This is a genomic window from Variovorax atrisoli 110B (assembly GCF_000382045.1).
Taxonomy (GTDB): Bacteria; Pseudomonadota; Gammaproteobacteria; order Burkholderiales; family Burkholderiaceae_C; genus Variovorax; species Variovorax atrisoli.
In genome coordinates, this window is record NZ_KB907461.1 from 166,728 (window position 1) to 188,038 (window position 21,311).

Consider the following 21,311-nt stretch of genomic DNA (forward strand, 5'->3'; position numbering starts at 1 on the left):
CCGAACCATGAGCAACGTACCCGACATCATCCGTGACTTCGACCGCGTGCCCGCGAACGTCGTGAAGGAGGCATCGACCTTTCAGCCCGCCATCCTGGCGGACGTCGCCGGACGGCGCGGCGCGATGCATGGACGCATCAAGGCCTTGCGTCCGAACATGAAAGTCGCCGGCACCGCCTTCACGGTGGAGGTTCGTCCCGGCGACAACCTCATGATTCATGCAGCCATGGCCATGGCAAAGCCGGGTGACGTGCTCGTCATCGACGGCAAGGGAGACCAGACGGCGGCGCTGATGGGAACCATCATGATGACCGCCTGCAAGAAGCTCGGCATTGCCGGCGTGGTCATCGATGGCGCCGCCCGCGACAGCCTGGAAATCGAGGAAATGGACTTCCCCGTCTTCTCCGTGGGAACCAACCCCAACGGTCCGACCAAGATGGTGCCCGGCCGTATCGGCCACCCCGTGTCGGTCGGCGGCGTCATCGTGAACCCCGGAGACTTCGTCATCGGCGACGCCGACGGGGTGGTGGTCGTGGAGCGCGAGAAGATTGAAGGGCTGCTGCCCAGCGCTGCCAAGAAAGTCAAGGACGAGGCGGCTCGCATCGAGGCCATCAAGGGCGGCGACACGAACGCCAAGTGGTTGGTGTCCGCACTGCGCGCCGCGGGTGTGCTCAAGGAAGGGGAAGTGCTGTGAGCACCATCGTCATCACGGCCGAAGCGATTGCGCCCAGCGCCGTCGCACTGCTGCAAGGCCATGAGCTCGTCTACACCGGCAAGACGCCCACGCCGGAAGACATCGTCGCCCTGTGCAGGCAGCACAACCCGGCGGCGATGATCGTGCGATACGGCAAGGTCGGCGCGGCTGCGATGGATGCGGCTCCCGCTCTGCGCGTCATTTCCAAGCATGGGTCGGGCACCGACAACATCGACAAGGCAGCGGCCAAGGAACGCGGTATCGAGGTGGTCGCCGCCGTGGGGGCCAACGCCAACGCAGTCGCCGAACATGCATTCGCCTTGCTTCTGGCCTGTGCCAAGTCGATTCCAGCCGTCGATGCCCGGATGCACGCCGGTCACTGGGAGAAAGCCTCTCACTCCAGCCTCGAACTCTCCGGTCGTACGGTGGGCATCGTGGGTCTGGGAGCCATCGGCCGTCGTTTCGCTCGGATGGCCGAGGGCTTTGGAATGAAGATCGTCGCGTTCGACCCGTTCGCCAAGGATGTGCCCGACCACGTGACGCTGGTCGACCTGGAGGAGTTGTTCGCTCGGTCCGACGTCATCTCGCTGCACTGCCCCCTGACGGAGGACAACCAGGGGCTGCTCAACGCGAACACGCTCGCGCGTTGCAAGCCTGGAGTCATCATCGTGAACACGGCACGCGGCGCTCTGATCGACGAGGCGGCACTGCTGGATTCCGTGCGCACCGGACACGTCCGCGCAGCGGGCCTGGACAGCTTCGCCGTGGAGCCCATGGCGCCCGGCCATCCATTCCAGTCCCAACGCGGCTTCGTGTTGAGCCCCCACGTCGGTTCGGTGACTTCCGACGCGTACATCAACATGGGCGAATCGGCTGCCAGGAACGCGCTCGCCGTGCTCGCCAGGCAGGCTGAAGCGGCCTGAGGAGCGTTCCATGCAGCGATGGAAGCACGCTCCCGAAGGCAGCACCTGGGGCGAATTCGGAGCCGACGACCAGCGAGGCCGGATGAACCTGGTCGACCGTTCGAAGGTTCTTCAGGGCGTGGCCGAAGTGAAGCTCGGGAAGACCTTCTGTCTGTCGCTGCCTCTGGACGTGCCCGGCGGAATGACGATGAATCCCCGGCGGATGCCGGCGCAGACCTTCTCGACCCTGCGCGATGGCAAGAGCGCCGGTGCACAGGGTTTCTGCTGGTCGTACCTCGACGAGGACACGACGCTGACCGATGTGGTCTGCGACGAGGTGCTGGTCATGAATACGCAGTATTCGACCCAATGGGACAGCCTCGCGCACATGGGCAGTCGCTTCGATGCGGACGGCGACGGCCAGCCCGAAGCCGTCTTCTACAACGGCTTTCGCGCCGGCGTAGAAATTCGCTCCTCCAAGGAGGCCGAGGGGGCGCCTGTCGACTGGATGCGCTTTCCGGCGCCTCGCGCAGAGGCATTGGGCATCGAGAACCTGGCCGAACACGGCGTTCAAGGGCGCGGCGTCATGGTCGACCTGGAACACCACATCGGGCGTCGCCGGGAAGCCGTCGGCTACGAGCGACTCATGCGCATCCTCGAGCAAGACCGCGTCGAGATCGAGGCTGGGGACATGGTGTGCATCCACACCGGATTCGCCGACACGCTGCTTGCGATGAATCGCCAACCGGATCTCAAGAAGCTTCACGAGACGGGCAGCGGGCTGGATGGCAACGACGCCAGGCTGCTGAACTGGATCGTCGATGTGCGTCTTGCATGCCTCCTGGCCGACAACCCCGCGGTGGAACTGGTGGTGCCCCGCCTGACGCAGCCCACGCCCATTCGGGGTCCACGGCTGCCGCTGCACGAGCACTGCCTGTTCAAGAACGGCATTCATCTTGGGGAGTTGTGGCATCTCACACCGTTGGCGAAATGGCTTCGAGAGCATGGACGCTCTCGCTTCCTGCTGACAGCACCTCCCTTGCGCCTGCCGGGCGCCGTAGGTTCCCCCGCGACCCCTATCGCGACCGTGTAACCCGCACGCTCGTACAGACGGCATCGCGGACCGAGGGGCCGCGTGGGAAGTCGCTGCCTCTGACCAATACCCTTTTTACTGGAGACAAAAATGAAGCAATGGATGAAGCCCGCCCTGACCGCAGCCGCAATTGCGCTTGGCCTGGTCGGCGCAGCGCATGCGCAATGGCCCGACAAGCCCATCAAGCTGGTCGTGCCCTACCCGGCAGGCGGCGCAGCAGACAACACGGCGCGTATCCTGGCGCAGTACCTCGGCGAGCGGCTCAAGCAGCAAATCATCGTCGACAACCGCCCGGGGGCGAGCGGGACGATCGGCGCCTCGTATGTGGCAAAGGCACCTGCCGATGGCTACACGCTGCTCCTGGACGCGACCTCTTACACGGTGAATCCGAGCCTCTTCCCCAAGCTCAACTATGACCCCGCGAAGGAACTCGCCCCGGTCTCGCTCATCATGCAGGTTCCACTGCTCATGGTCGTGCCCGCCAACTCCCCGTATGCCTCGGTTGCGGATGTCGTGAAAGCAGCGAAGGCCACTCCTGGAAAGCTCACTTATGCGTCCGCCGGCAGCGGCGGCGCCCAGCACCTGGCGGCGGAGTTGTTCTCCCAGAACGAGAAGATCTCGATGACGCACATTCCGTACAAGGGTGGGGCGCCGGCACTGACGGACCTGATCGGCGGACAGGTCGACCTGATGTTCAGCGCGACCACGGCGAGCGGAGCGTTCGTGAAGGGCGGCAAGCTAAAGCCGCTGGCCATCACGTCGTCCAAGCGGCAGGAAGGCTGGCCCCAGGTTCCGACTGTCGGGGAGAGCGGCCTCAAGGGTTTCGAAGTGAACGAATGGAACGGCCTGTTCGCGCCGGCGGGCACGCCCCGTCCCATCCTCGATCGCCTCGAAACCGAGACTCGCGCCGTCGTTGCAGACAAGGCTGTGGCGAGTCGCTTCGCCGAGATGGGGGTTCAAGGTGTGGGCTCAAGTTCCAAGGACTTTGCGGCATTCGTGAAGTCGGAGACCACCAAGTGGGCTGGCGTCATCAAGGGCGGCAACATCAAGGTCGATTGATTCGTAGCGCACAGAGTGGAGAGATACATGTCGAAAGCACCCTCACTGGCGCCGATTCTGGGGCTTGCCCTTGTGGCCGCCCTGGCCGTCAACGTCTCGGCTCACGCCGCTGACACCTATCCGAACAAGGCGGTCAAGGTCGTCGTTCCCTATCCTCCCGGCGGCGCGGTGGACCAGGTCACACGCCGCGTCGCGCAGAAGCTCACCGAGCAAACCGGACAGAGCTTCTTCATCGACAACAAGGCGGGAGGAACCGGCACCATCGGCATCGGTCAAGTCGTGCGGTCGGCACCGGATGGCTACACCCTGGTGGCGAACGATCTGACCTATTCCATCCTGCCGTACGTATTCAAGAAGCTGCCGTGGGACCATGACCACGACCTGGTTCCCATCGCAGCATTCAACTTCGCCCCGGTGGCTGTGGTCGTCGCAAGCGATTCGAAGTTCAAGACACTGGCAGACCTCGTCGCGTATGCGAAGGCCAACCCCGGCAAACTGAACTACGGCACCGGTGGCTCCGGAACCATGCCGCACTTCGGAACCGAGGCGTTGAAGCGTGCGGCGGGCTTCGAGGCGACGCACGTCCCTTTCAAGGGCAACGGTGAAGCCACGATGGCGCTGCTGGGAAACCAGATCGACTTCCAGTTGGCTTCGACGGCAGGCATCATCAGCCAGGTCAAAGGAGGCAAGGTCCGCCTCCTGGCGATCAGCGGCGCCAAACGCCTGAATGCACTGCCCGACGTGCCGACCTTCGCCGAGGCCGGATTCAAAGGCTACAGCGTCGTGAACTTCACGGGCCTATGGACCCCGAAGGGCACGCCTGCGCCAGTCGTCGCCAAGCTTCAGAAAGAGATCGTGGCGGCAATGGCGAGCAAGGACGTCCAGGAATTCGCCGAGAGCATCGGCTCGGTTCCGAACGTTCTGAGCGGCGATGAGTTCACCAAACTGCTGCGAGAGAACTCGCGGCTTTGGGGACAAGTCGCCGAATCGGCCCAGATCGAGAAGCAGTGATGACGGCGGGGGGAGGCGTGTTCTTCCTGGGGCAGCTGGGGGGCGTTGACATCAAGCTCGTCCTGGGGGCTGGCCAGGTCGAGAACGCGCTTCGCGCGAATGCCGAGATGAGCAGTTGCTGGAGGGCTGCTTTCGATGTGAGTAGAACTTCCGCTTAGCGCCCGGTGCAAAACTTCAAGAGGGTTCAATGATTGACCGCTTGCGTTGAAAAAGCGGCTGCCCGCCGTGGCCTAACAGCGAGCAGCCGGACCAGCCGGGGTCAGTGCATTTCCGCCAAGGCTTCCTTAATGCCCTGTTCCTGCAGCGGTGCGTCGGCGCCTTCCAGATGCAGTGCCGCCTGCCGTGGAACAGGCGTAGCGCAGTCCTTATGGATCACGCCATCCTTCATGACTAACTGAACCTTGGCCGGGTCCGTCAACAGAGAAAGATCCTCCAACGGGTCGCCGTCGATGAGAACGACGTCCGCAAGAAACCCCGCCTTCAACTGACCGAGTTCATCTGGCCGCTGCATGATTTGGCCGCCCAGTCGGGTCGCAGCCGTCAGCGCTTCCTTCGCTGTCATGCCGATGTAGTCGACAAAGTACTGCAGATCGTTGGCATTGGTGCCATGGGGCATCCACGCAAAGCCGTAATCACCGCCCGGCAGGATGCGAATGCCGCGCTTGTGCATCTCGCGCAACGAGGCTGATGCGATTTCCAGTTCGCGCTTATAGCCCATTTGAGTGGCGACGGCTTCGGTGATGCCGTACTCGGCCGCGTTGTAGGTCGTACGAATGAGCCACCCGATGCCGGGCGCGACGAAGTGCTGGTCCTTGGCCGCCTCCAGCATGTCCAACGCTTCCGAATCGGCAAAGCTGGCGTGGTAGACCATTTCAATGCCGTGGCGCACACACTGCTTGACCGATTCGCTGGAGCGCGCATGCGCTGCCATGCGTTTGCCGTAGCGCTTGGCTTCCTGCGCCAGCATGGCTACTTCGTCGTCCGCAAACGGCGACATTTCGGCCGGAAGGCCGGCGATGTACTCGCCGGACAGATTGATCTTCAGGTGATCAACGCCGTACTTGATAAAGGTGCGGGCCGACTTGCGGATCTCTTCGGGGCCGCAGCACACGCTGCCGAAGCTGAGCTCCTCAAATTTCATGTGTGGCAATGTGTTGTCGCCCAGCGCGCCGATGGTGGTGATCTCCTGGCTGCCGGCGAGGTAGCGTGGGCCTGGAAATTCACCTGCGTCGATGGCGTTGCGCAAGACCACGTCCAGCCGCGGCTTGGCCGCTGCGGCACCGATCGCGGAGGTCCATCCCATGTCGAGGTAGCGCTTGGCAACGCGCACGCACCAGAGCATGTGCTCCTCAGGCGGCATGAACTGAATGGCCGCGAGCGAAGGCTGGTCGTTCCATGAGAAGTGCGTGTGGGCCTCGGTCATCCCCGGCATGAGAAAGCGGCCCTTGCCATCGATCACGCGCGCATCGTCGGTGCTCGCGCGCTTTGGAAAGCGAGCGACTTCTACGATGCGCTTTCCTTCGACGAGAAGGTCGCCGGTAAATGTATCTTCGCCCGAGCCGTCGAAGATGCGGACATTGGTGAATGCAATACGGGTCATCGTTGTCTCCTCCGGCTTGCGGTGCCGGCCATAGGTTGTCGAACTGGAATCCGGAGCTGGCTCAGGGCAGTGCCGCGTAGAAGGCTTCAAGCTCTTGGGCGCAGCGCTGTGGCTGCTCGAAAGTCGTCCAGTGCCCGCATCCTTCAAGCACGACGAGGCGGCTGCCTGCGATGCGTTCCTGCATGGTGCGGACATTGACCGCGGGGGCTACGCCATCCTGGTCGCCGGTGACCAGGAGCGTTGGCACATCGATGCGTTCGAGCACAGCCGATTGCGCCTCGGCGAGCGCTGCACAGCTTTGCGCATAGCCTTCGGGCGACTGGCGCATCACGCTCTCGCGCACCAGCGCGAGCACTGCCGGCTGCTGCTCCTTTGTCTGTGTGCTCGTCGCGCCTTTCACGATGGCATCGGCAATCTCCTGCATGGCCGCCACACCGCCGCGCGCCGCGTTGGCACGGGCCGCGATGTTGGGGCGCGCGGCCTCGGGAGGCGCAGCCAGCGGGCCGAACAGCGCCAGCGATTTCAGGGTGCCAGGCCTGCGCAGTGCCAGGTGCTGGGCGACGATCGTGCCCATCGAGTGCGCCATCACATGCACCGACTCTATGTCGAGCTTCGAGAGAAGCCGCGTCATCGTCTCCACGTAGTGCTCGATCGACAGCGTCTGGCCGTCGGCGGGCAGCGGTGACCTCGCGCTGCCCGGCAGGTCGGGTCTGATGCGGCGAAAGCCACCGAGCGCCGGCAGTATGGGTGTCCAGTTGTTCGACGAACCGCCCAGCCCGTGGATGCACAGCAGCGCCGCGCCTTCGCCATCGATCTCGACAGTCAGATCATTCAGGATTTGAGTCGTCATGCACACCCCTTCAGACGAACTTGTTCTCGATGGTGCCGAGTCGGTCGATTTCCACGCGCACGACGTCGCCCGCACGCAGGTAGCGCGGCGGGCTCATGCCCATGCCTACGCCGGCGGGCGTGCCAGTGGCGATGACGTCTCCGGGGTAGAGGGTGATGCCGCGCGAGACGGTCTCGATCAACGTGGGAATGTCAAAGATCATGTTCTCGGTCGGACCGTCTTGGCGCATCTCGCCGTTGACCCAGCAACGCACGCGCGTCTTGGTACCGTCGAACTCATCCGCGGTAATGATCCATGGTCCCATGGGGCAAAAGGTGTCGAAAGACTTGCCCATGTCCCACTGCCCATGGCGCATCTGAACGTCGCGGGCGGTCACGTCGTTGACGACCGTGTAGCCGAACACATGCGACATCGCAACGGCACGAGCGATGTTCTTGCCTCCCTTGCCGATCACGACGGCCAGTTCGGCTTCGTAGTCGATCTGCGTCGACACCTCGGAAGGCACAAGCACGTCGTCATAGGGGCCGACGACGCACTCGGGTACCTTGGTGAAGACAATGGGCCACTCGTCGGTCTTGGCTGCGTTGTCCTTGAACACCGAGGCAGACAGTTCCTTGGCATGAGCGTGGTAGTTGCGGCCCACACACCAGAGATTGCGGCGCGGTTTGGGAAGCGGCGCATCCAGCACCACGTCGGCCAGCTTGACCGCAGGCCCGGACGCTTCCGGGAGCGAGCCGCCCTCGGCCAGGGATTCGATCAGCGTCAGCGCGCCACTATCGGCTTGGAGCTGGGTGAGTTGCAATGGGGTGATGGTCTTCCCGTCGGCGGAAACGAGGCCGACCTTTCGGTCGCCGTTGCTTGTAAAAGTGGCGATTCGCATGAAGGTTTGCTCCTGTGTATTAGCGAGGCGCCAACTTTAGGAATCGCGAGCCGAGCGCGCTTATCGAGCGATCCGGCGGCGTATCAAATCGTCTGGTGTGGTCCTAAGGACTTACCCCAGGCGCTATGCCGGTCAGGGTTGCGGGGAGGAACAATCACATCAATCCACCTCGATGAAGCACTCAGATGCAGGAAGCCTATGCACTCCACGAAGGCGCGTTCGGCACGGCAATCGTCCTGGAGGCGAGCGCCAATCTGGTGTCGCATGCACATTCGGAAACGCAGCTCGCCCTTTGGCTGGGCGGCGCGCGTGCCTGCGCGCACGTCGGTACGGAAATCGTGCCCTACAGCGAAAGCGTGGCGCTAGGCGTCAATGCGTTTGAGGCGCACGACATGGTGCGCCTGGACGACAACGGTTCGAGCCTGTTCATCGTCTTCATGATCAAAAAGGACTGGCTCGATGAGCTTGGTCAGGCGAAGGACCGCAGCTTCCGGTTTCCGTCACCGCGGGTTCCCATCAGCGACGCGTTGCGCCGTTCGTGCTGGCGGGTACTGGATCTGATGATCTCCGCTGGCGGCGGACGCAAGCAGATCGACAACGAAGTGGAGCGCTTGCTGGAAGCGGCCATTGCGGCGTCTACGATCGGCGTCGATGCGCCCGCTGTGGGGGGCGGCATTGGCGTTACCCTGGACCATCGCCTGCGCGCAGCTATCGCTCATATGCGGGCGCACGTGTCTGAAAAGACGACCATCGATGAAATTGCCGCCAAGGTTGGGCTGTCGCGCGCCCATTTCTTTGCGCTGTTCCGTGACCAGCTGCACACGACGCCGCAGGTGTTCTGGAGTGGGGTAAGAGTCGAGGAGGCGATGCGGCGCGTCAGCGAAGGTGGCGAACTTACAGATGTGGCACTCGATCTGGGGTTTTCAGCCCCCGGCAATTTCTCGCGCTTCTTCAAGGAACACACCGGGATTTCACCCTCGATTTTCAAGCGAGCTACACGCGCACCTTCGCCAGTCACTGTCACGGGAATACCGAGAGAAGGCCAGTCGTCTTAGGTACTCAGAGGAACTCCGGAATTGTCTGCGGCCTGATCAAAGAACAAGCTACCCATGGCGAAGACTTGCCAAACACCGAGCGGCATCAACGTCGGGTCTGTGCTCGGGCGACTGTTTTCGCGACCGAATCGGACATTGCCCGTGGCAACACGAGCGGCAGTTCTTGGCCGCATCGCGTCGACTCGGTGAACGGCCGGTTCTGGCCGACCTTCGCCTGTCGACTACCAGGCGCTTCAAGCCCGCTGCTGTCATTCCCGGCGTTGAATCCGACGCTCTCAAGCAGACGTTCCCTCAGGTCGGCAAACCTGCCGGCGGAGCTCCGGGCATTCGGCTGCGCATCGCTCGTCCGCTCGGATTTGGCGCTGAAGGTAATAACGGCCCCTTCGGACACTGACTCCGCCATTTTGCTCACGACCAGCCAGTCAGTGAGAGTAGGCGTACCCTAGATCTCTACCAGCCCACCGCCTCGTCGTCACCCCCAAAAGCAGCCGGCACGTCCTTGAAGTGCGGTAGATCATCCTTCACCGGCATTACCGCATGCTGACAGCGGATGTGGAAGGTCGGCTTGAAGAGGTCGGGCGGCAGCAGGAAGCCGCTCACACCGCGCATATTCATTCCCGGGGATTCGCCGAACAGCAGCGTGCCGCAGTGGGCGCAACGGGTCCGCGGCATGGTCTGATACGTCCAGGTCGTGGTGTCGCCGCCGGCGAGCTTGACGCTGGCGGCCGGGAAAAGCGCCAGCGGTGAATACCCGCCACCTGTCACGGCGCGGCAATCGCCGCAGTGGCAGTAGAACTGCGCGATCGGTGCCTCGCTCAAGTGCAGTTGCACCTGGCCACAGCGGCATTGCAGGATGGTTGGTTGCATGGTGGCCTCCTCAGGCGGCAAACGTCTCGTGCCAGAACTCGAAATCGGCCTTGCCGTCAAGGAAGGTCTCGGCCGTTTTCATGAAGGCCCGCATGTGCGGCTGCTGCATGTGCGGACCGCTGAATACCTCCTCGCTCTCCCACTGCTCGACGATCAGCCAGCGGTGTGGGGCATCCGTCGCCTCGAGCACGCGGATGCCCTTGCAGGCGGGCTCGAGCGCCATGACCTGCCGAATGACGGCTTTCAGCTCCTGCCGGGCTACCTCCAGCTTGTCGGGTCGGATGGCACAGGTGATGACCACGGTGACGGGATGACTGCCGGTGTTGCTCATGTTCTGTCCTTGATCTGTACTCATTAATGAAGGACATTCTGTGCAGTGCCGCACCCGTTGACAAACCATACTTTAGCAACGACTTGTGAGAAATATTCAACCATGCCCGACGTGACCGCTTCGCCCGGCAAGCTGCCACCGCTCACCACCTTGCCATGTTTTGAGGCCGCGGCCCGGCTGCGGAGCTTCACCAAGGCGGCCGAGGAGCTGCACCTCACGCCAGGCGCCATCAGCCGCGCGGTGAAGCACCTGGAAGAGCAAATCGGCGTGCAGCTCTTCGAACGGGCCACGCGCTCCGTGCGCCTCACCGAGACGGGCGAGCCCTACGCCAAGGCCGTGCGCGAAATGCTGGGTCAACTCGCTGCCGCCACCGCGGCGGCCACGGCGCGCCAGTCCGGCAGCACCCTCAATGTCAGCACCTCGGACGGCTTCGCGGGCCGCTGGCTGGTGCCGCGCCTGTACAGGTTCCACCGGGCCAACGGCGACGTCGACGTGCGCGTGTCCACCACCGGCCGCTTGGCGAATTTTCATGGCGACGGCATCGACGTGGCCATCCGTTATGGCCAAGGCAACTACCCGGGCCTGACGACCGAGTGGCTCGCCGACGAAGAGGTCTTCCCCGTCTGTAGCCCCGGTTTGCTCAAAGGCCCGCGTGCGCTACGCAACCCCGCCGATCTGCGCCACCACACGCTCATCCGCGACGGCTACCCGATCGCCTGGGCCGACTGGCTCTCAGCCGTCGGCATCGAAGGCGTCAACCCTCGCGCTGGCCTGACGTTCGACTCCTATACCTTTGCGGTGCAGGCCGCCGTGCAGGGCGAAGGCGTTGCCCTGGGCCGCACCATGCTCGTTGCTGACGACCTCGCCGCAGGCCGTCTGGTGAGGCCGTTCAAGCAGACGCTGAAGGCCTATTCCAGCTTCTACCTGGTGTATCCGCCGGAGGCGATCCATCAGCGGAAGGTGAAGGCGTTCAGGGATTGGCTGCTGGCGGAAATGAGGGATAGCGATAGCGGCTCCGCCGAAGATCTCTAGCTTCGCGTCCCTGCGTTTTAGGCGACAGGTAAGCGGATCAGGCAGGGGATGTCCGCGAAGCAATCAGCGCCTGCCGGCCATCAGTTCGGCCACGGGGCGCGCATCCGCCTGGCTGCCCGGCCATGCTGGCGTGGTGCATGCTCTACCCCGATGCCGATCCACCGCAAGGTGCCATCGCCTTCGCGTTCGGGAGCATCGCCGGCCACAAGCAATTGATCCATGACGGCAAGAGGCTGACGCTGATCGCGCGCACTGCTGAACTTTGCCAGCGCTACGCGCTGGCAAAGTTGCCTTCGACCATGCAACGAGAGAATGTGCAGCGCTTTACAGGGACAGCGGATACCGGAGGACGTCTTCGCGCAATGACCAACTGAGCCAACGAGCATTCACCAGGTTCAGGTCGACCAGCGTGGGCGCCTCGGAAAAAAGTCAACTTAAGCTCGGAAGAAACTGGAAGTTGTCCATGCGGCTGGCGGTTTCGTTCTTGCGGACTGTCCGCTCTTAGGCGATGTGACGTGGCGTCGACCGACTGCTCTTGGCCGACTGTAGCCTGTCATACCGCCTTCTCGACCGAGCCCGCTCGTGTTCACTGGCAGCAGCTTCTCGGCCATTCGTGTTTCTCGGTGCTGCTTGTGCCATCCTTTCAATGCATTCTTGTTCGGGCAACCCATCTGCCTGACGGTACGCCTTGCTGCTGCCCCAGCCTGATGCGGAGCTCAACGGCTCGAATGCGAGCTTCGCAGGAATACATGAACTACCCCCTCGAAGTCCAAGTTCTTGTCCGCGTCCCCCAAGCAGCAATGGCAGGAGTCTTGCTCCAATCGCCAAATGATCAACGCTCCCCTCACCGCCGCCACAGCACTCGCGGCACAGCCGCTGACCTCCCAGGCCTTTGCGCCTTACGGGACCGTGATCGCGGTGCCCGCCAGCAAGGGCCGCCCCATCAATGACGGCAATGCGACGCGCTTCGACCTGCTCGACGACATGCGACTCGACGCCGAAGGGGGCCGGCCGATGTTGGCGCTGTTCCGCGCGCAGGCGCGGCGCTTCCCTCATGAAGTGGCGGAGATGGAACGCCACACGCTGGGCAGCCAGACTTTCGTGCCGCTGGGCGACAGGCGCTTCGTGATCGTGGTAGCCCCTGCGGGCGAGGCACCGACGTCAGCAGACCAGCTCGCGGCCTTCGTCACCGACGGGCGCCAGGGCGTGGTGCTCGCGCCCGGTACCTGGCATCACGCGCTGATGGCGGTGGACGCGGGCGACTTCGTGGTGATCGAGCGCGCGGGAAGCGCGGTCGACTGCGAAGTCTGCCATCTTCGACAGCCGGGCAGCGTCCGACTCTGAGGCCCTGTCCTCAGTTGGCGATGCGCTGCGCCAGCGCGACCAGCGACCGGTCCGACCCCGCCGGTCCGAGCAGCGAGATGCCCAGCGGCGCGCCCTCGCGCGAGGCCAGCGGCATCGACAGCTGCGGAAAACCCGCGAGCCCTGCGATGCACAGCATGCGGATCGCGCGGTTGCGATAGTCCTCCAGCGCCGCCTCGCTGTCGCTGCGCAGCGGGGCGATGTCGGGCATGGTCGGCATCAGCAGCACGCCGTCGTTGCCCAGCAGCGAAGCAAGTTGTGCGCGGAACGCGGTGCGGAAGACGCGCGCCGCGCTCACCTGCGCATCGGTCACTTCCCGCGACCAGGCGAAGCGTTCGGCCACGCCCGGGCCCAGCGGCGGGGCATAGCGTTCGATCAGCGGACCGTCGGTGAGCCAGGCCTCGCGCGATTGCAGGTACCGGAAGTTCCAGTACATCGCGTCGAAGGACTCCAGCACTACCTCGATGCCCTTGGCGGGTCCGAGCACGCCTTGCACGCGGTCGGCCGCACCCCTCAGCGCATCGACCGCCGCCGGCGCGGGCTGCGCCCAGACGTCGTCGGGCCGCAAGAGCCGCACGCGTTCTGGCAGCGGCGCTGCATCGGGGCCCAGCAGCACGTCGGCCACGCGCGCAAAGGTGCCGATGTCGCGCGCGAACCAGCCGCAGGTGTCGAAGCTGGGCGCGAGATCGAGCGCCCCTTCGAGGCTTACGCGGCCATGCGTGGGGCGCAGGCCGTACAGGCCGCAGTGGTTGGCCGGCGCGCGCACCGAGCCGCCGGTGTCGGTGCCCAGCGCGAAGTCGCACAGGTTCGACGATACGGCCGAGGCCGAGCCCGACGAGCTGCCGCCGGTGATGCGGTCTCTGGCGGCGCCGTTTATGGGCGCGCCGAAGTGCGCGTTGTTGCCGTTCATCGAGAACGCCAGCTCGTCGGTCACGGTCTTGCCAACGAAGCGCGCCCCCGCATCGAGCAGCTTCTGTACGGTCGGCGCGGTGCGCGTCTTGATGCCCGACATCGCCAGCACGATCGGGTTGCCACCGCCCGTGGGGTAGCCTGCCACGTCGAACAGGTCCTTCGCCGCGAAGCTCAGGTCGGCCAGCGGGCCGGTCGCAGCGCGCGGCACCGGCGCGTCGGGGTATGGAACGAAGGCGCGGGCGGGGTCGTGCAGGGGCATGGCGGTGGGCGACGGATCTTCGGAGGTTGTCAGGCGACGAGCACCGGCGCGATGGCTGCGGCCGCGTCGGTGTGGATGCAGCGCGCGCGGTGGTCCGGCGCCAGCTCGACGACCGGCGGCTGCGCCGCACGGCAGGTATCGCCCGCGAGCGCGCAGCGTTCGGCAAAAGCGCAGCCGGGCGGCAGCGCCGACAGGTCGGGCGGTGCGCCGCCGATGGTCTCGAGCCGCGTGCCGCGCGCCAGTGCGCCGTGCGCGCGACTCTTGAGCAGTGCGATGGTGTACGGATGGCGCGGCGAGCGGATCAGCTCGCGCGCCGAGCCTTCCTCGACGATGCGCCCCGCATACATCACGGCGATGCGGTCGGCCACCTCCACCGCGGCGCCGATGTCGTGCGTGACGAAGATCACCGAGAGCCCCAGGTCGCGCTGCAGCTCGCGCAGCAGCAGCAGGATCTGGATCTGCACCGTGGCGTCGAGCGCGGTGGTGGGCTCGTCGGCCAGCAGCAACTGGGGCTTGCATGCGAGCGCGAGCGCGATCATGGCGCGCTGGCGCATGCCGCCCGACATCTCGTGCGGATAGGCCTGCAGGCGACGCTCGGGGCTCGGAATGCGCACGCGCTCGAACAGCGCCAGCGCACGCTGCTGGGCCTCGGCCTGCGTGACGGACTCATGCCGGCGGATCGACTCGACGATCTGTGCGCCCACCGAGTACACCGGGTCGAGCGCCAGCAGCGGCTCCTGGAAGATCATCGAGGCGACCTTGCCGCGGAAGTCGGACAGCTCGCGCTGCGTCATCGCGAGCACGTCGCGGCCCGCCACCTGCACCGTGCCGCCCATGCGGGTGCGGCGCTCTGGGTGCAGGCGCAGCAGGGTGCGCATGGTGACGCTCTTGCCCGAGCCCGACTCGCCGATCAGCGCGACGACCTCGCCGCGCTTCACCTCGAGGCTCACGCCGCTGACGGCGTGCACCGGCTTGCGGCCGCCGCCGAAGGTGACGCTGAGGTCGCGCAGACGGACCATGGGCTCGTCGTCGTTCATGGGCGTCGTCATGCCGCTTTCCTCCTCGCCTCGGCCGCCATCGGATGTCCGCTGCCGGGCTCGTGGATCAGGCAGCTCACCGCATGCTGCGAACCGGTGGCGATGCGCTCGGGCACCACCTTGCCGCACACCGGTGCGGCCAGCGCGCAGCGCGGATGAAAGCGGCAGCCCGAGGGCGGGTTGATCGGGTTCGGCGAATCGCCCGCGAGCGCCGCCTCCTCAGTGCGGCGGTCGGGGTCCATCGAGGGCATGGATGACAGCAGCGCCCGCGTGTAGGGGTGCGCAGGCTGGTCGTACAGCGCGTCGGCCGGGCCGATCTCCGCCACCTGGCCGAGGTACATCACCATGACGCGGTCGCTGACGTAGCGCACCACGTTGAGGTCGTGGCTGATGAAGACGTAGGTCAGGCCGAACTCGGCCTTCAGGTCGAGCAGCAGGTTGATGACCTGCGCCTCCACCGACTTGTCGAGCGCGGAGACGGCCTCGTCGAGGATCACCATGCGCGGCTGCAGCGCCAGCGCCCGGGCGATGTTCACGCGCTGCCGCTGGCCACCCGAAAGCTCGTGCGGATAGCGTTCGGCAAAGCGCTGGGGCGACAGGCCCACGCGCCCGAGCAGATCGCGCGCCCGCGCCACGGATTCGCGCCGCGGCACGCCGTGCACCTGAGGGCCGAAGGCGATGGAGTCCTCGATGGTCAGGCGCGGGTTCAGCGAGGCATAGCTGTCCTGGAACACCATCTGCACCTGGCGGCGGAATTCCTTCAGCGGCAGGTCGCGGCCCCCGACCTCTCGGCCGTCGAACACCACTTCGCCGCGCGTGGGCTCGATCAGCTGCATCAGCAGGCGCGCTGTGGTCGACTTGCCGCAGCCCGACTCCCCGACCACGCCCAGCGTCTCGCCCTTGAGCACCTCGAAGTCCACACCATCGACCGCGCGCACCACGCCGCCGCCACGGCCGAGCGGGTCTTTCTTCAGCGGGAAATGCTTGACCAGGCCCGTGATCGTCAGCAGCGGCTGGGCCGGCCCGCCGATGTCCTCCAGTGCGTCCATTGGCATGCCTCAGCCCTTGTTGTCCATGGCGGTGCGCAGCCCGTCGGACAGGATGTTGAAGGAGATCGAGGTGACGAAGATCATCACCCCCGGCAGCGCCGCGACCCACGGCTGCACGTAGATCGCGGTGCGCAGCGTGTTGAGCATCAGCCCCCACTCGGGCTCCGGCGGCTTCACGCCCAGGCCCAGGAACGACAGGCCCGAGGCCAGGATCATCGACACCGCGATCAGGCTGGTGGCGTACACGAAGATCGGCCCGAGCACGTTGCCCAGCACGTGCACGCGCACGATGGTGAAGGGCCCCGCACCCGAGGCGCGCGCCGCCTCCACGTAGTCGCGGTTGCGCACCTGGGTGGTCACGCTCTCGGCCACGCGCGCGATCTGCGGAATGAAGACGATGGTCAGCGAGATCAGCGAATTGACCACGCCTGCGCCCAGTGCGCCCGACAGCGCGATGGCCAGCAGCACCGACGGGAAGGCGTAGAACACGTCGATGGTGCGCATGATGAGCGTGTTGGTCAGCCCGCCCGCGTAGCCCGCGACGATGCCGATGACCGTGCCCAGCACGAAGGCGCACAGCACCGGCGTGATGCCGATGAAGAGCGACAGCCGCGCGCCCACGATGAGGCGCGAGAGCATGTCGCGGCCCAGTTCGTCGCTGCCCAGCGGCAGGCCCTCGGTGCCGATGGGCTTGAGCCGCTTGAGCATCGACGACTGGTAGGGATCGGCCGGCGCGAGCCACGGCCCGAAGATGGCGAGCGCGATCAGCAGCAGCACGACGACGGCCGCGCCGACGGCCACGGGGTCGCGGCGGAAGCGCAGCCAGACCGAGGCCCAGTAGCCGCGCGAGCGCTGGGCCGGCAGCGGCTCGACGGCCGCGGCGATGGAGGAGGGGGCGAGCACGGAGGACATGGTCGTTCTCGATGGTCGTTACTTCAGGCTCGGGCGATGCGCGGGTCGAGCAGGGTCTGCAGCACGTCGACCAGCAGGTTGAGCACGACGAAGAACAGCGCCAGCACCAGGATCGTGCCCTGCAGCAGCGGCAGGTCGCGCTGGAAGATGGCCGAGTTCAGCAGGAAGCCCGTGCCCGGCCAGGAGAACACCGTCTCGATGAGGATCGAGCCGCCGAGCAGGTAGCCCAGTTGCAGCCCCATCACGGCCAGCGCCGTGGGCGCCGCGTTCTTCACCATGTGGCGGAACACGCCGAAGTGCGTGAGCCCCTTGGCGCGCAGGCCGACGATGAACTCCTGCTCCAGGATCTCGGCCACCAGCGCGCGCACCGTGCGCGCGATGATGCCCATCGGAATCACCGACATCGTGATCGCGGGTAGCAGCAGGAACTGCAGGTGCGCCCAGTCCCAGGCCCAGTCGTCCGAGCCGCTGGGGCCCGCGCCGGTGGCCGGCAGCCACATGAGCTGCGACGAGAACACGATCACCATCACCATGCCCAGCCAGTAGTGCGGCACGCTCACGCCGAGCACCGAGAACATCGAGGCCAGCCGGTCGGGCCAGGAGCCGCGGAAGTAGCCCGCGACGAAGCCGAACAGGCTGCCCAGCACGAAGCCGATGAAGGTGGCCACCACTGCGAGCCGCAGCGTGTTGCCCACTGCGGTGAACACTTCCGAGGCGACTGCGCGGTTGCTCGCGATCGACACCCCCAGGTCGCCGTGCAGCGCGCGCCACAGCCACATCGCAAACTGCTCGGGCAGCGAACGGTTGAAGCCGTACAGCTCGCGCAGCTGCGCCTGCAGCTCGGCGGAGGCGTCAGGCGGCAGTATCGACACCAGCGGATCGCCGGGTGCGATGTGCACGAGCAGGAAGCACACGAGGGCCACGCCGATCATGATCGGCACGGCGTAGAGCACGCGGCGCAGGAGGTAGGCGAGCATGGGTTGGGCGGCTGGCTGATGGCTGGCTGGAACAGGCGCTCAACTTGTGAGCCGTTCCCCTTTCGGCGAACACCGCGGAACCGGCTTCGCCGGGCCGCTGGTGTTGCCCGCGGCGAGGGGGTTGGCGGCCACACGAAGTGGGCAAGACTGGGGGTGGGCTCTGTTCATTCCATCGTCATGGTCGCGATGTCGATGAACCAGCTCTTGGGCTGCACCACGTTCTTCACCTTGGCGGAGATGGCGCGCGGGCCCACGTCGTGCGCGATCCACACGAAGGGCGCGTCGTCCACGATGTAGGTGTGCAGCTTCGCGAGCGCAGCGTCGCGCGCCTTGTCGTCGAAGCTGGTGCGTGCGTCGGCCACCAGCTTGTCGACCTCGGCGTTGCCGTAGTAGCCCCAGTTGTTGGACACCGGCGGGACGGTCTTGGTGCTCACGAAGCGCACCATCGCGAAGAACGGGTCCATGGCCGCGAAGCTGATGTTGACCGCGTTGGCGCCGTTGGCCGACGGGTCCTTGGCACCTTTGCGCCAGTTGGTGAACAGCGTGTTCCATTCGATCACGTCGAACTGCACGTCGAAGTAGCACTGCTTGAGCGACTGCTGCGCGAACTCGTTCATCGGCAGCGGCTGCATCTGGCCCGAGCCCGAGGCCGAGATCTGCACCTTCACCTTGATCGGCTTGGCGGCCGAGTAGCCGGCCTGCGTCATCAGCGCCTGTGCGGCCTTCACGTCGTAGCGGATGTCGAAGGTGGGCTTGCCGAACCAGGGGTGGCCCGGCGGCACGGTGCCCTTGGGCTCGGCCATCATGCCGCCCAGCAGCTGCTTCATGCCGGCGCGGTCGATGCACAGGTTGGCGGCCTGGCGCACGCGCTTGTCGAGCCAGGGCGAGCCTTCGGCGAACGAGAGCTGCCACGGCCACACGTGCGGCTGCGCGTTCGAATAGATCTTGAAGCCGCGCTGCGTGATCTGCGCCATCGCGTCAGGCGCGGGCGCCTCGATCCAGTCGACCTGGCCGCCCAGCAACGCGGCGGTGCGCGCGTTGGCCTCGGGCATCGGCAGCAGCACGACCTTGTCGATCTTCGGCACGCGCTTGGCGTCCCAGTAGCCCTTGTTGGCGGCCAGCTCGAGCCGCTCGCGCGCCACGAAGCGCGTGACCTTGAACGGGCCCGAGCCCGACGGGTCGGCGGCGAAGGCGGTCCAGGCGGCCTTGGCCTTGTCGGCGGGCGTGGCGCCCGCTGCGGCATCGAACTTCTTCTGCCAGTGCGCGGGCGAGGCCATGAACAGGTTCGTGAGATTGATCGGCAGGAAGGCGTCGGGCTCGCTGGTGGTGAGCTCGACCGTCGTGTCGTCGATCTTGCGCGCCGACTTGAGCGTGGGCATGCGCGAGGCCGTCACGCCGACCTGGCTGGGGTCGAACTGCACGGCGTCCTTGTCGAGCACCTTCTGCACGTTCCACACCACGGCGTCGGCGTTGAAGGGCGAGCCGTCGTGGAACTTCACGCCGGGGCGCAATTTGAAGACCCACTTGGTCTTGTCCTTGGCGTCGACCGCCCACGAGGCGGCGAGCCCGGGAATCAGCACGCTGGGCGCGTCGGCCTTGGACAGGTCCCACTGCGTGAGCGAGTCGTAGATCGGAATGCCGGTGAAGCGGTTGCCCTCGAAGCCCTGGTCGGGCTGGCCCAGCGTGCGCGGAATGTCGGCCGCCGTCATGGCGATGCGCAGCGTCTTCTCCTGCGCCATCGCTTGGGGCGCGGCGAGCACCAGGGTGGCGAGCACCGCACAGGCGGCCAGGGGTTTCAGCAACAGGGCAGGGGCAGCACGCTTCACATGGAACTCCGTTGGGGTGGAATAGAGAAAGGGACGCAAAAACTGTCAAGCACGACATGTGCCAGCAGATGAGCCCCTTGTCAGGCCAGGGCCATGACACCGCGAGCTTGCGTCTTGCGCGGCGCAAGCCCAGCGGAACGTGTAGCCGCTGTCGCTTGACGATGTGCTCGCGCAAGCGTCCGTCGAATGCGTTTGCCTGTCGCCGCAGGACGTGAGCGTGACCCGGGCGCTGATTGACGCGCGGGTGCTCGACCAAGTCGTGGTCTGAGCGAATGGGGCGGCCTTGATGGTCGAGCGCGGCCGGCCCTGAGCACGGCCGCGACGGCGCTCCGGCCCCTCTGAAGCGATCCGGTCCAGGGTGAGGCGCTGGCGCGTTGATGCGCTGGGGGGCTGCTTCGGCGAGCCCGAGGGGAAGGCGGGGGAACGGAAGAGGTAGGAACAGGCAGGGAAGAAAGGGTGGCCTTGTCCAGGCCGTCAGCGTTCCAGATACCGGTGGTGTCCTGCTCGACACTTGCCTGCGCCTGCGCGGGGCGCAGGCGCATGAAGCGTCACACCGTGACAGGCTCTGGCTTTTGCGATGCGCATCGCAAGCTCTTGGACGAGAGTTCCGTCGCACTCATCGAGTGAGATCCGCGGCACAGTGGGGTGCTGAGGGCCAGCAGCTCCTGCGGCCCGAACGGGCCTGGCTCGCGGGATGGCTTGCGCACCTGAGGTGCGAAGCCCGGCGCGCCGGAATCGGGTTCCGCGTTCGCCGCAATCTCTCGGGGGTGCGCCCGTGTGCTCGGCTCCTATGCCCGAATGACAGGAGCTGGCGCGCAGGAGACGAAGGCGACCTTGCTGTGCTTGCCTGCCTCGACGCACCGCACCGCACCGCAGGCTCGGATCGAGGTTGTGCCACATCGCCGCTGCGCTCACGCAGAGCGCACGGTGCAGCTTTCCCCAACCATGGGTCGCCGAACCCGCTCGGTCGAGGTCGGCTTGCGAGGACGCCGACGGCGAACGGAGGCACCCCTTAGCGCCATCAGGTCCACGACGGAACGCTCAGGAACAATGCGAGCAGCAACACCAGCAATCCGACCCATAGGGCGCGCGTCGTAGTGAACCATCGGCGCTTTGGCGCCGGGCCGGGTGGCTTTTCTCGTGGAACTGTCATGGGGGCAAGAAGAAGGGATGAGGATCTCGCACGATTCTCTTGCCCGTTGCCCGGCGCCAAGGGAGGTCCATCTCCAGGATGTGTGGGTCGGCTCCTACGCGTGGTCTCCGGGGCTCGCCTGGGTGGATGAAGTCCCTTGACAGACACTGCACACGTCACCGGAGGCGTTGGATTTCCGCCCGGTCTGAAACTCCGTGCAGAAGGCTCTTCTCCTGCGGCCTGTTCCAAGCCGCCCTGGCATTGCTGACTCCTTCTCACCGGGTGCGAGGCCGGTCGGTCGGAGCACGCGCCGCCACCGTCTGACGCTGTCCGGAAGTGGGCGTCGAGCAGTGCCGGCCCCGGGGGGCCGCCGGCATGCCGGACGCGCAGGGCGAACAAAAGGAGAAAGCCGTTGTGAGTGGGCTGGCTTGCTGCTGGCGCCTTCATCGGAGCACACCGTTCTCGCCGTCA

The 21,311-nt window shown here is 65.7% G+C and carries 20 protein-coding genes; 9 read left to right on the forward strand and 11 right to left on the reverse strand.

Annotated elements, in window-relative coordinates:
- Positions 1-7 precede the first annotated feature (7 nt).
- From G369_RS0127460 to G369_RS0127480, 5 genes are all read left to right on the forward strand, one after another.
- Entirely contained in the window at positions 8-694 is a 687-nt protein-coding gene (locus G369_RS0127460) for an RraA family protein (RefSeq protein ID WP_019657275.1), read from the forward strand.
- A complete protein-coding gene (locus G369_RS0127465) occupies positions 691-1,617 on the forward strand; it encodes a hydroxyacid dehydrogenase (protein ID WP_019657276.1) in 927 nt (308 codons plus the stop codon). Before G369_RS0127460 ends, G369_RS0127465 begins: the two co-directional genes overlap by 4 nt.
- Before the next feature lie 10 nt (positions 1,618-1,627).
- The gene (locus G369_RS0127470) at positions 1,628-2,689 is read left to right on the forward strand and encodes a cyclase family protein (protein ID WP_019657277.1); all 1,062 of its coding nucleotides are present in this window, start codon (positions 1,628-1,630) and stop codon (positions 2,687-2,689) included.
- Between the two features lie 90 nt (positions 2,690-2,779).
- Entirely contained in the window at positions 2,780-3,748 is a 969-nt protein-coding gene (locus tag G369_RS0127475) for a tripartite tricarboxylate transporter substrate binding protein (RefSeq protein ID WP_019657278.1), read from the forward strand.
- Between the two features lie 27 nt (positions 3,749-3,775).
- Complete coding sequence (locus G369_RS0127480; RefSeq protein WP_026346685.1) at positions 3,776-4,759, forward strand: Bug family tripartite tricarboxylate transporter substrate binding protein; 984 nt, start codon at positions 3,776-3,778, stop codon at positions 4,757-4,759.
- 259 nt (positions 4,760-5,018) lie between these two features.
- Here the strand turns inward: G369_RS0127480 and G369_RS0127490 are convergent, their stop codons facing one another.
- The 3 genes from G369_RS0127490 to G369_RS0127500 all read right to left on the reverse strand — a co-directional run bounded on the left by G369_RS0127490 (position 5,019) and on the right by G369_RS0127500 (position 8,089).
- Positions 5,019-6,359, reverse strand: coding sequence for a metal-dependent hydrolase family protein (locus G369_RS0127490; RefSeq protein WP_019657281.1), 1,341 nt, complete (start codon positions 6,357-6,359; stop codon positions 5,019-5,021).
- A gap of 61 nt (positions 6,360-6,420) precedes the next feature.
- Positions 6,421-7,209: an alpha/beta fold hydrolase gene (locus G369_RS0127495; protein ID WP_019657282.1), complete on the reverse strand. Its 789-nt coding sequence runs from the start codon at positions 7,207-7,209 to the stop codon at positions 6,421-6,423.
- Positions 7,210-7,219: 10 nt separating this feature from the next.
- Positions 7,220-8,089, reverse strand: a complete 870-nt coding sequence (locus G369_RS0127500; RefSeq protein WP_019657283.1) for a fumarylacetoacetate hydrolase family protein — start codon at positions 8,087-8,089, stop codon at positions 7,220-7,222.
- A gap of 185 nt (positions 8,090-8,274) precedes the next feature.
- Between G369_RS0127500 and G369_RS0127505 the strand changes: the two genes are divergently transcribed.
- Positions 8,275-9,144, forward strand: a complete 870-nt coding sequence (locus G369_RS0127505; protein WP_019657284.1) for a helix-turn-helix domain-containing protein — start codon at positions 8,275-8,277, stop codon at positions 9,142-9,144.
- 450 nt (positions 9,145-9,594) lie between these two features.
- Here the strand turns inward: G369_RS0127505 and G369_RS0127510 are convergent, their stop codons facing one another.
- Positions 9,595-10,011, reverse strand: a complete 417-nt coding sequence (locus G369_RS0127510; RefSeq protein ID WP_026346686.1) for a GFA family protein — start codon at positions 10,009-10,011, stop codon at positions 9,595-9,597.
- A 10-nt stretch (positions 10,012-10,021) separates the two neighbouring features.
- A complete protein-coding gene (locus G369_RS0127515) occupies positions 10,022-10,342 on the reverse strand; it encodes a putative quinol monooxygenase (RefSeq protein WP_019657286.1) in 321 nt (106 codons plus the stop codon).
- A gap of 102 nt (positions 10,343-10,444) precedes the next feature.
- Between G369_RS0127515 and gcvA the strand changes: the two genes are divergently transcribed.
- The 3 genes from gcvA to G369_RS0127530 all read left to right on the forward strand — a co-directional run bounded on the left by gcvA (position 10,445) and on the right by G369_RS0127530 (position 12,718).
- Positions 10,445-11,374, forward strand: a complete 930-nt coding sequence (gcvA, locus tag G369_RS0127520; protein WP_019657287.1) for a transcriptional regulator GcvA — start codon at positions 10,445-10,447, stop codon at positions 11,372-11,374.
- 137 nt (positions 11,375-11,511) lie between these two features.
- Positions 11,512-11,748 (forward strand): DUF7011 domain-containing protein, encoded by a 237-nt coding sequence (locus G369_RS38765; protein WP_157773797.1) that lies wholly within the window; start codon positions 11,512-11,514, stop codon positions 11,746-11,748.
- 454 nt (positions 11,749-12,202) lie between these two features.
- On the forward strand, positions 12,203-12,718 hold the full coding sequence (locus G369_RS0127530) for an ureidoglycolate lyase (RefSeq protein WP_019657289.1): 516 nt from the start codon (positions 12,203-12,205) through the stop codon (positions 12,716-12,718).
- Positions 12,719-12,728: 10 nt separating this feature from the next.
- On the opposite strand, the gene G369_RS0127535 is transcribed toward G369_RS0127530, so the two are convergent.
- From G369_RS0127535 to G369_RS0127560, 6 genes are all read right to left on the reverse strand, one after another.
- Positions 12,729-13,907: an amidase gene (locus tag G369_RS0127535; RefSeq protein WP_019657290.1), complete on the reverse strand. Its 1,179-nt coding sequence runs from the start codon at positions 13,905-13,907 to the stop codon at positions 12,729-12,731.
- A gap of 29 nt (positions 13,908-13,936) precedes the next feature.
- Complete coding sequence (locus tag G369_RS0127540) at positions 13,937-14,956, reverse strand: ABC transporter ATP-binding protein (protein WP_019657291.1); 1,020 nt, start codon at positions 14,954-14,956, stop codon at positions 13,937-13,939.
- Positions 14,953-15,993, reverse strand: a complete 1,041-nt coding sequence (locus tag G369_RS0127545; RefSeq protein ID WP_019657292.1) for an ABC transporter ATP-binding protein — start codon at positions 15,991-15,993, stop codon at positions 14,953-14,955. Before G369_RS0127545 ends, G369_RS0127540 begins: the two co-directional genes overlap by 4 nt.
- A gap of 9 nt (positions 15,994-16,002) precedes the next feature.
- Positions 16,003-16,905 carry an ABC transporter permease gene (locus G369_RS0127550; RefSeq protein WP_019657293.1) on the reverse strand — a complete coding sequence of 301 codons (903 nt, stop codon included), beginning with the start codon at positions 16,903-16,905 and terminating at the stop codon, positions 16,003-16,005.
- A 23-nt stretch (positions 16,906-16,928) separates the two neighbouring features.
- A complete protein-coding gene (locus G369_RS0127555) occupies positions 16,929-17,882 on the reverse strand; it encodes an ABC transporter permease (protein ID WP_019657294.1) in 954 nt (317 codons plus the stop codon).
- Between the two features lie 164 nt (positions 17,883-18,046).
- The gene (locus G369_RS0127560; protein ID WP_019657295.1) at positions 18,047-19,708 is read right to left on the reverse strand and encodes an ABC transporter substrate-binding protein; all 1,662 of its coding nucleotides are present in this window, start codon (positions 19,706-19,708) and stop codon (positions 18,047-18,049) included.
- Positions 19,709-21,311: the final 1,603 nt, after the last annotated feature.

What these genes read in the sequence shown, in the direction of transcription:
- G369_RS0127460 (WP_019657275.1), top strand. Translation starts at nt 8, where the DNA reads ATGAGCAACGTACCCGACATCATCCGTGACTTCGACCGCGTGCCCGCG.
- G369_RS0127470 (WP_019657277.1), top strand. Translation starts at nt 1,628, where the DNA reads ATGCAGCGATGGAAGCACGCTCCCGAAGGCAGCACCTGGGGCGAATTC.
- G369_RS0127475 (WP_019657278.1), top strand. Translation starts at nt 2,780, where the DNA reads ATGAAGCAATGGATGAAGCCCGCCCTGACCGCAGCCGCAATTGCGCTT.
- G369_RS0127480 (WP_026346685.1), top strand. Translation starts at nt 3,776, where the DNA reads ATGTCGAAAGCACCCTCACTGGCGCCGATTCTGGGGCTTGCCCTTGTG.
- G369_RS0127490 (WP_019657281.1), bottom strand. Translation starts at nt 6,359, where the DNA reads ATGACCCGTATTGCATTCACCAATGTCCGCATCTTCGACGGCTCGGGC.
- G369_RS0127495 (WP_019657282.1), bottom strand. Translation starts at nt 7,209, where the DNA reads ATGACGACTCAAATCCTGAATGATCTGACTGTCGAGATCGATGGCGAA.
- G369_RS0127500 (WP_019657283.1), bottom strand. Translation starts at nt 8,089, where the DNA reads ATGCGAATCGCCACTTTTACAAGCAACGGCGACCGAAAGGTCGGCCTC.
- G369_RS0127505 (WP_019657284.1), top strand. Translation starts at nt 8,275, where the DNA reads ATGCAGGAAGCCTATGCACTCCACGAAGGCGCGTTCGGCACGGCAATC.
- G369_RS0127510 (WP_026346686.1), bottom strand. Translation starts at nt 10,011, where the DNA reads ATGCAACCAACCATCCTGCAATGCCGCTGTGGCCAGGTGCAACTGCAC.
- G369_RS0127515 (WP_019657286.1), bottom strand. Translation starts at nt 10,342, where the DNA reads ATGAGCAACACCGGCAGTCATCCCGTCACCGTGGTCATCACCTGTGCC.
- gcvA (WP_019657287.1), top strand. Translation starts at nt 10,445, where the DNA reads ATGCCCGACGTGACCGCTTCGCCCGGCAAGCTGCCACCGCTCACCACC.
- G369_RS38765 (WP_157773797.1), top strand. Translation starts at nt 11,512, where the DNA reads ATGCTCTACCCCGATGCCGATCCACCGCAAGGTGCCATCGCCTTCGCG.
- G369_RS0127530 (WP_019657289.1), top strand. Translation starts at nt 12,203, where the DNA reads ATGATCAACGCTCCCCTCACCGCCGCCACAGCACTCGCGGCACAGCCG.
- G369_RS0127535 (WP_019657290.1), bottom strand. Translation starts at nt 13,907, where the DNA reads ATGCCCCTGCACGACCCCGCCCGCGCCTTCGTTCCATACCCCGACGCG.
- G369_RS0127540 (WP_019657291.1), bottom strand. Translation starts at nt 14,956, where the DNA reads ATGACGACGCCCATGAACGACGACGAGCCCATGGTCCGTCTGCGCGAC.
- G369_RS0127545 (WP_019657292.1), bottom strand. Translation starts at nt 15,993, where the DNA reads ATGGACGCACTGGAGGACATCGGCGGGCCGGCCCAGCCGCTGCTGACG.
- G369_RS0127550 (WP_019657293.1), bottom strand. Translation starts at nt 16,905, where the DNA reads ATGTCCTCCGTGCTCGCCCCCTCCTCCATCGCCGCGGCCGTCGAGCCG.
- G369_RS0127555 (WP_019657294.1), bottom strand. Translation starts at nt 17,882, where the DNA reads ATGCTCGCCTACCTCCTGCGCCGCGTGCTCTACGCCGTGCCGATCATG.